Here is a 12,880-nt window from a genome sequence, read left to right on the forward strand (position 1 = left end):
TCGGTCGAGGACTTATCCACACACTTAGCAATCATGCGTATTCAGTTTTCAGGGAATGAAACCAACCTCTTTACCCCAGAATGGGTAAGGAGGTTTTTCGTTTTTATAGCAAAAAGACAAACTCGCGATTATTTTGTCGATAAGTTAGGCCGAATGACCGACAAGTTCCCTCTTGCAGACGGGTCTTGGGGTAGACTAACATGAGAAGGTACCTGATCCAGGCGTTGGAGTAGGCGAGGTTATGAAGGAGAATCGTTCATGAAAAAAATTCTAATCTTTTCCGCTTCCATCGGTAACGGACACAACCAGGCAGCGCGGGCCATGCAAGAAAGCTTGGCTGAGAGTGGTTGCACATCAATGATCATCGATACGTTGGAATATATTAGCCCCACCTTTCACAAGATTTTGCTGGAAAGCTATATGAATCTGTTAAGGCTGTCACCCAAGATGTGGGGCAGAATTTACCATAATACAGAAAAAACCCGTTTCTTCGATATGAATGTGCTGATGAATAAGTTATTGGCAAACAAACTGAAAAAGCTGATCAACAGTGTACAGCCTGATGCCTTTATTGCTACGCATCCGTTTGCAAGCTGTATGCTCTCCGTACTGAAAGGGAGAAATGATTGGAAGGAACCAATCTATACAATCATTACTGACTATACCATCCATCCTTCATGGATTAATCACCATATCAATTATTACTTCATCGGCCATGAACAACTGTATTACCTGTTAGACGTTTATCGACAGGACCATCAAAAATTCATTCCGATGGGCATTCCCATCATGAAAAAATTCAGTTTGCCATTGGAACCCGAACTGATTCGGGGAAAGCTTGGCCTTGCTCCTGGACAAAAGAGCATTATTCTTTCAGGGGGCGGATTGGGTCTTGGTTCGATGGAAAAGGTATTAGATGGGCTAGAAGAGATTAACATTCCTCTGAAAACCTTTGTGTTAACAGGGACAAACGACAAGCTGTACAATAAAGTGATAAATCGTACGTATCGCCATGAAGTCGTTCCACTAAAATTCATCAATAACTTCCACGAATACTTGGAGACGGCTGATTTAATTGTCACCAAATCAGGCGGACTTACATCAGCTGAAGTAATGAGTAAACGGGTACCCATGATTGTTTACAACCCTCTGCCTGGACAGGAAGAGAGGAACAGCCACTTTTTGCTCAATAATGGATGTGCGGTACATGCGAATCTGTCAGAGCAATTGATTTACTTTATCGATGAACTATTGCATAGCCCGTCCAAGGTGGATTATATGCGTAGAATGGGACAGAAAATCTCGAAGCCAGATGCTGCACAACGAATTACCGAGTTCATCATGGATGATATGAATATGTTGCCAGGAGAAGTAGAATAGCTGCCTAGCCAGACAAAATGGAGGAACCCATGACTGTACCATTCGCCATATTATTTGATATGGATGGCACGTTACTGCAAACAGAAAAGCTGTCGACCCCCGCATTTATTCGAACGTTTGACCAGCTTCGTCAAAAAGGACTATGGCAAGGTGAAACCCCTGACGAACGTGAACTGATCAATGTACTGGGAATGACGATCGAGCAGATCTGGGACAAATTACTGCCGGGTGCGAGTGAGGAAGCCATTCGCTCAGCCGACGCCTTCTTGCTAGAAAATGAAATCCAGTTACTCAAAGAAAGAGTGACCGAGCTATATCCGGATGTAAAATCAACCTTGGAAACGGTGCGTGAGAAAGGATTTGCTTTGTTTGTAGCAAGCAATGGGCAGGAAGAGTATATCGATGCCATTTGTCAGGAATACGAGTTAAAGCCGCTGATGACCGATCTGTACTCAGCTGGCCGTTTCTGCACGCATTCCAAAAATGACCTAGTTGCAAAATTGTTGTCTGATTACAAAATCGGGCAGGCCATCATGGTAGGAGATCGTCACTCCGACGTAGAAGCAGGCAAGACAAATGGTTTATTTACCATTGGATGCGACTTTGGTTTTGCGAAACCAGGCGAGCTTGATGGGGCAGATGTCATCATCACCAGCTTCTCTCAGCTACTGAGTCATTTGCCAGCAATCGACACCAATACATAAGAACAAACATAAACCATTCCTCAGTGAGTGGTTTTTTTGTTGATCATGTCCAAGTTTCAAGCGACCCTCTTTTGCCCACACTAGAATGTGTAAGGGACACTTGCGGGCACGCATTAAACCCATTATAATTAACGTCAAAGATAGTCAAAGTCAATTAGGTAACCTCATAAGAACATACACAGAGGAATAGGAGGCGATGACTTGCGTAACATCTCGGACATCATTGAACATCACTTGAAAGGCATCATTACAAACAGTCCCAATGGATCGATCGAGATTCAGCGTAGTGAGCTTGCCGACCATTTTCAATGTGTGCCGTCTCAGATCAATTACGTCATCAATACGCGCTTTACCGTTCAAAAAGGATACATTGTAGAGAGTAAGCGCGGGGGCGGCGGGTATATTCGCATACGCAAGGTGCAGATTGTCAGCAAAGCACGCTTGCAGGAATTGCTAACAGAAGAACTAATTGGTGAGAGCATCAGTCAGAGCGTGGGAAATGCGATCGTAGAAAGACTATTTGAGGAAGGATTAGTCAACATCAGAGAAGCCACCTTGATGAAAATCGCTACCTCGCGAAACGTATTGACGCTAGAAGCTGAATTGCGGGATCGTTTGCGGGCAAATATTTTAAAGCAGATGATCGCAGCAATCTTGTTGAAGTAAAAGGAGGTATGATGTTATGAACTGTGAGGAATGCGGAAAACGACCGGCGACACTTCATTTGACGAAAATCGTCAATGGCGAAAAAACCGAATACCATATTTGCGAGCAGTGTGCTCATGAAAAAGGGGACGTCTTTACCGGCTTTCACAACTTCAGCATCAACAATCTCCTGTCAGGACTTTTAAAATTTGATCCCATGCAAAAGAATGGACGCGAAACGGCAACGAATAAGCCGCTTCAATGCGAAACATGTGGACTCACATATTCTCAATTTAGTAAAAGCGGCCGATTTGGCTGTAGTGATTGCTACACCTTTTTGGGTGATCGACTGGACCCCCTTTTCCGCCGAATTCATGGAAACACACAGCATAGTGGAAAAGTACCAGAGCGGACCGGTGGCAAACTGAAGATCCGCAAAGAGCTGGAGCAACTAAAGCAAGCGCTGCAAAGTCATGTCGCCAGTGAAGAGTTCGAGAAGGCAGCAGAAATGCGCGATCGAATTCGAGCATTGGAACAAAAAATGGCCCAATCGTAGCAAGGGAGGTTAGCTGGTTATGTCCCAAAAGCAGTTTATGCAAAACCCGTGGAGCAATTGGATGAAAGGAGAAGGTCCTGATTCCGACATTGTCATTAGTACACGGCTGCGTATCGCCCGTAACCTGCGCCAGCACCCCTTTCCGTTATTGGCAACGGACTCGCAGGGCGAGGAAGTCGTCAGAAAGGTAACGGAAGTAAGCGATTCGGAGGCAATGCGCAAAAGGCATCAGCTTCAGGTCATCCATATGGACCAAATTAATCCGTTAGAAAAAAGGGTGCTCGTAGAAAAGCATCTGATTAGCCCTCATCTGGCAGAGGAGTCTCGCAAAGGTGCGGTATTACTTCGTGAAGATGAGTCTGTCAGCATTATGGTTAATGAAGAAGACCACATTCGAATACAGGTACTATTACCCGGGTTTCGTTTGAACGAGGCATGGGAAATAGGTACGAAGATAGACGACATTTTTGAGAAAAGCTTGAACTACGCTTTCGACGAAACACGAGGATATCTAACAAGCTGCCCAACCAATGTGGGTACGGGAATTCGTGCATCTGTGATGCTGCACTTGCCGGCACTGGTGATGACGCAGCAGATCAGCAGAATTTTACAGGCAATTAATCAAGTTGGTCTAGTCGTTAGAGGAATTTATGGAGAGGGCAGCGAAGCTCTAGGGAATCTTTTTCAGTTATCCAATCAGGTTACACTGGGTATGTCTGAGTCGGATATCCTTTCCAATCTCTACGGTGTAGCCAGACAGATTATTGAGCAAGAGCGTGTGGCACGTACTTATTTGCTGGAGCATACGCGGGTTTCATTGGAGGATCGGATTTTTCGGTCGTATGGCATCTTGATGTACGCTCGCACGGTAGAGTCCAAGGAAGCGGCTCAACGTCTGTCCGATGTACGTCTGGGGATTGATCTAGGCATCATTCCGAATGTATCTCCGCTCGTCCTAAACGAACTGTTGGTCACGACACAGCCAGGGTTTTTACAGCACCACGCTGGACAAAAGCTCACTCCGGACCAACGCGACGAAAGAAGGGCAAGGTTGATCCGCGAACGTCTGCGCGTAGTAGAATCACAAGAATAATTGTAATGGTATCACGCAATTGTTAACCATTTAGAGAAAAAACAGGGTTATACGGAGGTGTACGATATGATGTTTGGACGTTTTACAGAACGAGCACAAAAAGTACTGGCGCTTGCCCTGGAAGAGGCGGTTCGTCTCGGACACAAAGATATTGGGACAGAGCATGTGCTACTGGGACTCATTCGAGAAGGCGAAGGGATTGCGGCGAAGGCACTGCAATCACTTGGGCTTGGCCTCGATAAAATCCAGAGTGAAGTGGAGTCGTTAATCGGGCGAGGAACAGAGCAGTCCGGTAGTAATTACACACCAAACTATACACCTCGCGCCAAAAAGGTTATTGAACTTTCGATGGACGAAGCCCGCAAGCTGGGTCATACCTATGTCGGGACTGAACATATTCTGCTTGGCTTGATCCGTGAAGGAGAAGGCATTGCTGCGAGAATCATGAACAATTTGGGCGTTAGCCTGAACAAGGCACGTCAACAGGTACTCCAGCTTCTTGGCAGCTCGGAAATGATGGCATCTCATCAACCGTCTGGAGGGAATCCAGCGGCGAATACGCCGACACTGGACGGCTTGGCAAGGGATCTGACTGCAATCGCTCGTGATGGCGGGCTGGACCCTGTCATCGGTCGCCAAAAAGAAATCGAGCGTGTGATTCAAGTACTTAGCAGACGCACCAAGAACAACCCTGTTTTGATTGGGGAGCCTGGCGTCGGGAAAACAGCTATCGCAGAAGGTCTTGCCCAAAAAATCGTGAACAACGAAATTCCAGAGACCCTTCGTGATAAACGAGTCATGACACTGGATATGGGAACCGTTGTTGCGGGAACCAAATATCGAGGTGAGTTCGAAGATCGTCTGAAAAAAATCATGGACGAAATTCGCCAAGCAGGAAACATCATCCTGTTTATTGATGAGCTGCACACCCTGATTGGTGCAGGTGGAGCAGAAGGCGCAATTGATGCCTCCAACATTTTGAAGCCTGCTCTGGCACGTGGCGAGCTACAGTGCGTAGGTGCCACAACGTTGGATGAATATCGCAAGTACATCGAAAAAGACGCGGCACTGGAGCGTCGTTTCCAACCGATTCAGGTTGATGAACCGACAGCAGAGGATGCTATTCGTATCCTGCATGGCCTTCGTGATCGTTACGAAGCCCACCATCGTGTCAAAATTACCGATGAAGCAATCGAGCAGGCAGTAAAACTGTCTGACCGCTATATTACGGAACGCTTCCTGCCTGACAAGGCCATCGACTTGGTCGACGAGGCGGCATCCAAAGTTCGCTTGCAATCCTTTACGGTTCCACCCAACCTCAAAGAGCTGGAGGGACGACTGGAAGAGGTGCGCAAGGAAAAAGACGCTGCCGTGCAATCACAAGAGTTCGAGGAAGCAGCAGCACTTCGCGATCAGGAACAAAAACTGCGTGAAGAACTGGATAAAACGAAAAAAGACTGGAAAGAGCGCCAAGGTCAGCTGAACATGGAGGTTACTCCGGAAGACATCGCACAAGTAGTGGCGAGCTGGACGGGTATTCCTGTGTTGAAGCTGAAGGAAGAAGAAACAGAGCGCTTGCTGAAGATGGAAGAAATTTTGCACGATCGCGTCATTGGTCAAGATGAAGCAGTCAAATCCATCTCGCGTGCGATTCGCCGTGCCCGTGCTGGTCTGAAAGACCCAAAACGCCCGATCGGCTCGTTTATCTTCCTGGGACCTACTGGTGTGGGTAAAACTGAATTGGCTCGTGCCGTGGCAGAGACGCTTTTCGGTGACGAGGATGCAATGATTCGTGTAGATATGTCCGAGTACATGGAGAAGCATTCCACCGCTCGTCTGGTAGGTGCCCCTCCTGGCTACGTAGGCTTTGACGAAGGCGGTCAGCTGACCGAAAAAGTGCGTCGCAAGCCTTACTCCGTCATTTTGCTGGACGAAATCGAGAAAGCTCACCCAGACGTATTCAACATCCTCTTACAAGTATTGGATGATGGTCGTCTGACAGACTCCAAGGGACGTACCGTTGATTTCCGCAACACGGTTGTCATTATGACTTCCAACGTCGGAGCCAGCATGATCAAGAAAAATACGACGCTCGGCTTCACGACCAACGATTCGGAAAGAAAGTATCAGGATATGAAAGACAAAGTCATGGATGAGCTGAAGAAAAGCTTCCGTCCTGAGTTCTTGAACCGTATCGATGAAGTCATCGTGTTCCACTCCTTGGAGCAAGAGCACATCGAGCAAATCGTATCTCTCATGACAGATGAGCTGCGTAAACGTTTGAAAGAGCAAGACATTGATTTCCAATTGACCGAAGAAGCCAAGAAAGTATTGGCAAAAGAAGGCTTTGATCCGGCTTATGGTGCACGTCCTCTGCGTCGTGCTATCCAGCGCCACATCGAGGATAATTTGTCCGAGGAATTGCTCAAGGGCACGATCAGTAAAGGCGATACCGTCAATATCGAAGCCGAAGAAGGCAAGCTGGTTGTCAAGCGCCTCGAAAAAACGAAATCATAAGCTGGGTTGAAACGTAATAGAATGCCTCCTGATTCGGGAGGTATTCTTTTTTTGGGTGCGTAATTATGATAAAAGTAGAGAAAGAAATCCAAGTGAGGGTGCGACTATGTCAAAGTATAAAACGAAATACGCGTGTCAAGAATGTGGCTATGAATCACCAAAATGGATGGGAAAATGCCCAGGCTGCAGCAGCTGGAACACCTTGGTGGAGGAAGTGACGGTAAAAAATGCACATCGTCACGAAGGGATGAGCGGCGGCCAGCGCCAATCTGCGATTCCATTGACCCAGGTAGCCAGTGAAGAAGATCCACGTATGGATACGACAATCGGAGAATTGAATCGTGTACTTGGTGGAGGACTTGTTCCGGGCTCACTCATTTTGGTTGGGGGAGACCCCGGAATTGGAAAATCGACATTGCTTTTGCAGACATCTTTTGCCTTGGCTCATCAAGGGGCGAAGGTTCTCTATGTATCTGGAGAAGAGTCGGCAAAGCAAATCAAAATTCGCGCGGATCGACTCCATTTGCAAACGCCGCCGATGTTTGTATTGGCAGAAAATGATTTGGATTTGATCGAACAGCATATTAATCAAGTAGACCCGGATGTGCTAATTATTGACTCGATCCAGACCGTGTTTCACCCAACGATCCAATCGGCTGCTGGAAGTGTCGCACAAGTGCGGGAGGCGACTGCCCAATTGATGCGGATTGCAAAAGGGAAAGGGATTGGGACCTTCATTGTCGGTCACGTTACCAAGGAAGGCTCTATCGCCGGTCCGCGTATGCTTGAGCATATGGTGGATGCTGTTCTTTATTTTGAAGGGGAGCGCCACAATACGTTTCGAATTTTGCGCGCCGTCAAAAACCGTTTTGGTTCGACAAACGAAATCGGTATTTTCGAGATGAAGGATCGCGGTTTGGAGGAAGTGGCGAATCCCTCTGAGATATTTTTGGCAGAGCGTCCATTTGGTGTTGCGGGTTCGACAGTCGTAGCCAGTATGGAGGGCACACGTCCCGTCTTGGTTGAGCTGCAAGCTCTCGTTGCCCCGACCAGCTTTGTAACCCCTCGGAGAACGGCAACAGGGGTCGATCATCAGCGTGTGGCGATGATCATGGCAGTGTTAGAAAAGCGCATGGGCATGATGCTGCAAAATCAGGATGCTTATGTAAACGTAGCAGGTGGGGTCAGATTGGATGAGCCAGCGGTTGATTTGGCGATTGCCGTAAGCATTGCAAGCAGTTTCCGTGACCACGCTACCAATCCGCATGATGTCGTTATCGGAGAAATTGGTTTGACTGGTGAGGTGCGCGGTGTCTCCCGTATTGAGCAACGAGTACGAGAAGCACATAAGTTAGGCTTTAGGCGTGTCATCATCCCTGAGAAAAACATCCGTGGTCTGGATGCGCCAGCAGACATTCAAGTAATTGGTGTGAGCAATATTGCGGATGCGTTGAACGAGGTGATAAGGAGGTAGGAGTGGGCATGCAGGGGAACATCAAAAGAGCTCCGCAAATCGGTGATGTGCTTCGTCTCGTGGCACCCGGCACACAGCTTCGTGAAGGGTTGGAAAATGTTTTACGGGCAAAAACTGGGGGCTTGATCGTCATTGGGTGCGGTCCAGAGATGAAGACGATTGTCGATGGCGGTTTTTCCATCAATTGTGATTTTTCTCCTGCCCATTTGTATGAATTAGCGAAGATGGATGGGGCGATTATAGTAAGTGAAGACGCAAAACGCATCCTGTACGCGAATACGCAAATCTTCCCACCCTCCTCAATCCCCACGAGCGAGACGGGGACACGGCATCGTACAGCGCAACGGACAGCCATCCAAACGAATCATCTGGTCATTGCTATCTCGCAGCGCCGCAATGTGATCACGCTGTACCAGGGGAATTTCCGGTATGTCTTAAGCGAAATCAGCGTCATTTTGGCCAAGGCGAATCAGGCTGTATCTACCCTTGAGAAATACAAGGCTGTGCTTGATCAAACATTGACGAATCTCGGTGCGTTAGAATTCGAGGAGCTCGTTACGTTACACGAAGTTGCCTCGGTTTTGCAACGGATTGAGATGGTGTTACGTATTAAGACTGAGGTCTCCAAATACATATGTGAGCTAGGGATAGAAGGAAGGCTCGTCAGTATGCAGTTGGAGGAACTGGTTTCAAACATTGAGGAAGAGGCCCATATGTTTATTCGGGATTATTCCAGAGATGCATCCTATTCACCTGATCTCGTGCTGCGGGACATGAAAAAATTGAACTCGGAGGAAATGCTGGAGCTCACTTCTTTTTTGCGAACGCTGGGGTATTCCTCCAATGTCAGTATGCTGGATGAATCCGTTTCCCCTAGAGGGTATCGGATCCTGTACAAGATACGGCGTTTGCCCGTTACGATCATCTCAAATCTGGTAGAGCATTTTCATCATCTGCCGCGAATCATGATGGCAACGATTCAGGAATTAGACGAGGTGGAAGGCATTGGAGAGGTCCGAGCGAGAGCGATTAAAGAGGGGCTGAAACGAATTCAAGAACAAGTGTTCATTGACAGACACATTTAAAGTAGAATAGGATAAAGGCATTATTTGTATTCAACATTTGCCTAGGGGACTTGGATAAAAACAAGGTCGACAGGATAACCTGCTCCTTATGCAAAAGAAATCAGGAGGTAGTCTATGTTCGTGAAATCGTTACCGAACATACTAACCGTAAGCAACTTGTTTCTGGGAGTTTTAGCAATTATTCTTGCGTTTCGAGGCGATCAATACGTCGAATATGCAGCGATCACAGTGATCATTGGTATGCTGGCAGACGGGCTGGATGGACGTGTAGCTCGTATGTTGAATGCCCAAAGTGAGTTCGGGAAGGAATTGGATTCACTTTCTGACGTTATTACATTTGGGATTGCGCCAGCGTTCATCATGTATGTTGTCGTCTTGCAACACTTTGATTTGCTTGGGATTCTCATTACAGCCATTTTTCCGATCTGTGGTGCGCTGCGTTTGGCGCGTTTTAACGTACAGGCCGGGGTTCCGGGGTATTTCATCGGTTTGCCGATTACGGCAGCGGGAGGCGTGCTTGCTACGCTCGCACTCTATCACCAAGTGTTCACTCCGGTATTGCTCGCCGTAAGTATGTTGCTGCTTGCCTTTTTAATGGTATCAAAGGTCAAGTATCCTAACTTTAAAAAAGTGGGGATTCCAAAGTCTGCTTACTGGATCACACCCATTATCATCGCGATTGTGGTTGTTGTAGCGATTAAGTATCCGCAGCAATTTCCAAAAATCGTCTTCCTGCCACTCGCTTTTTATGCACTGTACGGAATAAAAAAAAACGTTGACTTTCTTGTCAAAAAATTACGCAAGCGTAAAAACAAAGAGGAAGAATCCGTACCGTTTGAATAGTTACGGCATAAAAAAACCCACACTTCAATGTGCGGGTTTTTCTTTTTTGTATGCAACTTTTTTTAGGGTTCATTCGTAATACGAGTAACGGACTTTTAAGACAGATTGAAGACACCCAAAGTATTCAGTCGGTTGGATTCTTTTTGAAGCACATCTTCTAGCTTAATGTCAGTAATATTGCACAAGGCAGTGAGGTAAAAGAGGTTTTTGCCAAGCTCGGCAGTAACTACATCGCGACAATGCTCGCACAACGGTCCGTTAAAGTGGGTGTCCAAATGGGACTTGTTGTCCTCCAGATTCTTGTTCGAATCGTACGTCTGTTTTTTGGCAACCACTTCGACACAGCCGCATTCGGTGATGGCTTTTGTCAGTGAACGGTTAATGCGGGATGCCGTTTCCTGAACTTTGGACATGACGTCCAGTACGCTACGATGTCTGATCAAAAGCTCGGATACTTGCGTTTGAAAGTCGTCTATGTTTCGATTGTCCATCTGGTTCACCTCTGCTTTAGGCTGTTGGTATCGTCAAAATTTTCTCTCATTACGATACTGACATTATAAGAAGGGAGCCAGCTCCCTGTCAATTTATCATCGAAGGAAACGAGTGTTCCCGGGTTGACGAGAAAATGACAACTATGTTAAAATTTTTGGCTATTTGACATGGCAAAATCTTTTTTGCTATAGTGAGGGAAAGTAAAATGAAGCATTATAATGATTTGGAAAAAAATAGGTTTTTACTCTTAGGCTTCTGTCTATATTAGTAAAAGGAGGTGAAGGCATGTTACGCCGAGTAGGAAAATTCATTTTTGTTTTGATTGGTGGCGGATTGGGGTATCGATTTGGTGACGAACTGTTCTCGTTGCTCGATCCATTGTTAAACTTTGGTGTAGTAGCCGGATCGCAATATATTGGAGCTATACTGGGTGCCATCTTGTTTTTCTTCTTAGCAAATTGGGTTGTGGATTATGTTCTGCGCATCGTTCGATGGGGTGAAGAGACACTCGTCAAAATGCCGGTTGTCGATGTGATGTTCGGAGCGATGGGGTTGATTAGTGGTCTTATTATTGCATTCTTATTATTCCTGCCCATCAGTAAAATTCCGATTCCATTTGTAGGAGATCTTTTGCCGTTAATTGTTTCCGGGTTGCTTGGTTATTTGGGCTTCCAGGTAGGGTTTCGCAAGCGGGACGAGATTATGTCGGTATTTTCGATTGGACGTAAGGATAAGAAAAAGGAAAGTGCAACATCTGCCACTACCTTGGAAAATAAAATTCTCGATACCAGTGTCATCATTGACGGACGCATCGCAGATATTTGCCGTACCGGCTTTCTGGAAGGGGTACTGGTCATTCCGGGATTTGTGCTAGAGGAGTTGCAGCATATCGCCGATTCCTCCGATGTACTGAAGAGAAACCGCGGTCGTCGTGGTCTGGATATCTTGAACAAGATTCAAAAAGAAATGAAGGTAAAGGTCCAGATTTGGGAAGGCGATTTTGAAGAAGTGTCCGAGGTGGACAGCAAGCTTATCAAGCTCGCTAAGCTCATTGGCGGAAAGGTCGTAACAAACGACTTTAACCTGAACAAGGTATGTGAGCTGCAAGGTGTTGCGGTTTTGAACATCAATGATTTGGCGAATGCAGTCAAGCCCGTAGTTTTACCTGGAGAAGAGATGAACGTTCAAGTCATCAAGGATGGGAAAGAGCACGGTCAGGGTGTCGCTTATCTGGACGATGGCACGATGATTGTTGTAGAGGGCGGACGAGAGTACATCGGAAACGACGTCGATGTTCTCGTAACGAGTGTGCTGCAAACTTCAGCAGGACGTATGATCTTTGCCAAACCAAAGTTGCTGGAACGAGCGTTATAGAAAAGACAACAGGAGAGGGATGAATCAGTGAGTACGGGTGTCGTGATCGTTGCAGCCGGTTCGGGTAAACGAATGGGTGGACAACGAAATAAGTTGTGGTTACCGCTTGCGGGCGAGCCGATCTTGGCTCATACGGTACGTCTTTTTGCTACTCATCCCGACATTGATGAAGTCGTGCTGGTGGTGAGTGAAGCAGACCACGCAGAAGTAATGACCTTGATCTCGGTTGAAAAGCTGACGGTTGTGGTTACTCTGGGTGGAGCAGAGCGACAAGACAGTGTGAGAAATGGCTTGGCATCACTATCCGCAAATTGCGATTACGTACTGGTTCACGATGCTGCGCGTCCTTTCGTCACTCGCAAACAGATCAGTGATATGATCAAACAGGTGCAACAAGATCAAGCAACGATCATGGCAGTACCTGTCAAAGATACGATTAAAGTGGTGGGGGCAAAAGGACTTGTAGAGTCAACCCCGGCACGGGAGAGCTTGTGGGCGGTTCAAACCCCACAAGCTTTTCGTATGTCTTTATTGCGAGAGGCACATGAGGCAGCGGAGGCAGCGGGGAAACTGGGTACGGATGATGCGATGCTGGTTGAGTGGCTGGGTCATCCGGTATCGATTCTTCACGGAAGCTATGAGAACATTAAGATTACGACGCCAGACGATCTGTGGTTTGGTGAAGAGATATTGCGGAAACGAAAGGGAGAGTAGCTC

13 protein-coding genes are annotated in these 12,880 nt (G+C 46.9%); 12 read left to right on the forward strand and 1 reads right to left on the reverse strand.

Going from position 1 to position 12,880, the window contains the following annotated elements; genetic code table 11:
• The 10 genes from ACM6JA_RS11200 to pssA all read left to right on the forward strand — a co-directional run.
• Positions 1-204 (forward strand): hypothetical protein (locus ACM6JA_RS11200; protein WP_414852373.1); only part of this gene is annotated, 204 nt, incomplete at its 5' end.
• 54 nt (positions 205-258) lie between these two features.
• The gene (locus ACM6JA_RS11205; protein WP_007716179.1) at positions 259-1,380 is read left to right on the forward strand and encodes a UDP-N-acetylglucosamine--LPS N-acetylglucosamine transferase; all 1,122 of its coding nucleotides are present in this window, start codon (positions 259-261) and stop codon (positions 1,378-1,380) included.
• A 29-nt stretch (positions 1,381-1,409) separates the two neighbouring features.
• Positions 1,410-2,084 (forward strand): HAD hydrolase-like protein, encoded by a 675-nt coding sequence (locus ACM6JA_RS11210; RefSeq protein ID WP_414852374.1) that lies wholly within the window; start codon positions 1,410-1,412, stop codon positions 2,082-2,084.
• Positions 2,085-2,285: 201 nt separating this feature from the next.
• Positions 2,286-2,750, forward strand: coding sequence for a CtsR family transcriptional regulator (locus ACM6JA_RS11215; RefSeq protein WP_007716181.1), 465 nt, complete (start codon positions 2,286-2,288; stop codon positions 2,748-2,750).
• A gap of 16 nt (positions 2,751-2,766) precedes the next feature.
• Positions 2,767-3,285 carry a UvrB/UvrC motif-containing protein gene (locus ACM6JA_RS11220; protein ID WP_007716182.1) on the forward strand — a complete coding sequence of 173 codons (519 nt, stop codon included), beginning with the start codon at positions 2,767-2,769 and terminating at the stop codon, positions 3,283-3,285.
• Positions 3,286-3,304: 19 nt separating this feature from the next.
• Positions 3,305-4,378 carry a protein arginine kinase gene (locus ACM6JA_RS11225; RefSeq protein ID WP_172143232.1) on the forward strand — a complete coding sequence of 358 codons (1,074 nt, stop codon included), beginning with the start codon at positions 3,305-3,307 and terminating at the stop codon, positions 4,376-4,378.
• Between the two features lie 66 nt (positions 4,379-4,444).
• Positions 4,445-6,895, forward strand: coding sequence for an ATP-dependent Clp protease ATP-binding subunit (locus ACM6JA_RS11230; protein WP_106841303.1), 2,451 nt, complete (start codon positions 4,445-4,447; stop codon positions 6,893-6,895).
• A 106-nt stretch (positions 6,896-7,001) separates the two neighbouring features.
• On the forward strand, positions 7,002-8,369 hold the full coding sequence (radA, locus tag ACM6JA_RS11235; protein ID WP_414852375.1) for a DNA repair protein RadA: 1,368 nt from the start codon (positions 7,002-7,004) through the stop codon (positions 8,367-8,369).
• A gap of 8 nt (positions 8,370-8,377) precedes the next feature.
• Entirely contained in the window at positions 8,378-9,454 is a 1,077-nt protein-coding gene (disA, locus tag ACM6JA_RS11240) for a DNA integrity scanning diadenylate cyclase DisA (protein WP_414852376.1), read from the forward strand.
• A gap of 114 nt (positions 9,455-9,568) precedes the next feature.
• Complete coding sequence (pssA, locus tag ACM6JA_RS11245) at positions 9,569-10,297, forward strand: CDP-diacylglycerol--serine O-phosphatidyltransferase (RefSeq protein WP_017247027.1); 729 nt, start codon at positions 9,569-9,571, stop codon at positions 10,295-10,297.
• 95 nt (positions 10,298-10,392) lie between these two features.
• Here pssA and ACM6JA_RS11250 read toward each other — a convergent pair whose 3' ends face one another.
• The gene (locus ACM6JA_RS11250) at positions 10,393-10,788 is read right to left on the reverse strand and encodes a hypothetical protein (protein WP_007716195.1); all 396 of its coding nucleotides are present in this window, start codon (positions 10,786-10,788) and stop codon (positions 10,393-10,395) included.
• Between the two features lie 286 nt (positions 10,789-11,074).
• Between ACM6JA_RS11250 and ACM6JA_RS11255 the strand changes: the two genes are divergently transcribed.
• Together ACM6JA_RS11255 and ispD are read left to right on the forward strand one after the other, a co-directional pair.
• The gene (locus ACM6JA_RS11255; protein WP_414852377.1) at positions 11,075-12,163 is read left to right on the forward strand and encodes a PIN/TRAM domain-containing protein; all 1,089 of its coding nucleotides are present in this window, start codon (positions 11,075-11,077) and stop codon (positions 12,161-12,163) included.
• A gap of 27 nt (positions 12,164-12,190) precedes the next feature.
• Positions 12,191-12,877, forward strand: a complete 687-nt coding sequence (ispD, locus tag ACM6JA_RS11260; RefSeq protein ID WP_414852378.1) for a 2-C-methyl-D-erythritol 4-phosphate cytidylyltransferase — start codon at positions 12,191-12,193, stop codon at positions 12,875-12,877.
• The last annotated feature ends 3 nt before the right edge of the window (positions 12,878-12,880 follow it).

Origin of the sequence: Brevibacillus sp. IT-7CA2 (assembly GCF_949767855.1) — a bacterium.
GTDB lineage: Bacteria > Bacillota > Bacilli > Brevibacillales > Brevibacillaceae > Brevibacillus.

What these genes read in the sequence shown, in the direction of transcription:
- ACM6JA_RS11205 (WP_007716179.1), top strand. Translation starts at nt 259, where the DNA reads ATGAAAAAAATTCTAATCTTTTCCGCTTCCATCGGTAACGGACACAAC.
- ACM6JA_RS11210 (WP_414852374.1), top strand. Translation starts at nt 1,410, where the DNA reads ATGACTGTACCATTCGCCATATTATTTGATATGGATGGCACGTTACTG.
- ACM6JA_RS11220 (WP_007716182.1), top strand. Translation starts at nt 2,767, where the DNA reads ATGAACTGTGAGGAATGCGGAAAACGACCGGCGACACTTCATTTGACG.
- ACM6JA_RS11225 (WP_172143232.1), top strand. Translation starts at nt 3,305, where the DNA reads ATGTCCCAAAAGCAGTTTATGCAAAACCCGTGGAGCAATTGGATGAAA.
- ACM6JA_RS11230 (WP_106841303.1), top strand. Translation starts at nt 4,445, where the DNA reads ATGATGTTTGGACGTTTTACAGAACGAGCACAAAAAGTACTGGCGCTT.
- radA (WP_414852375.1), top strand. Translation starts at nt 7,002, where the DNA reads ATGTCAAAGTATAAAACGAAATACGCGTGTCAAGAATGTGGCTATGAA.
- disA (WP_414852376.1), top strand. Translation starts at nt 8,378, where the DNA reads ATGCAGGGGAACATCAAAAGAGCTCCGCAAATCGGTGATGTGCTTCGT.
- pssA (WP_017247027.1), top strand. Translation starts at nt 9,569, where the DNA reads ATGTTCGTGAAATCGTTACCGAACATACTAACCGTAAGCAACTTGTTT.
- ACM6JA_RS11250 (WP_007716195.1), bottom strand. Translation starts at nt 10,788, where the DNA reads ATGGACAATCGAAACATAGACGACTTTCAAACGCAAGTATCCGAGCTT.
- ACM6JA_RS11255 (WP_414852377.1), top strand. Translation starts at nt 11,075, where the DNA reads ATGTTACGCCGAGTAGGAAAATTCATTTTTGTTTTGATTGGTGGCGGA.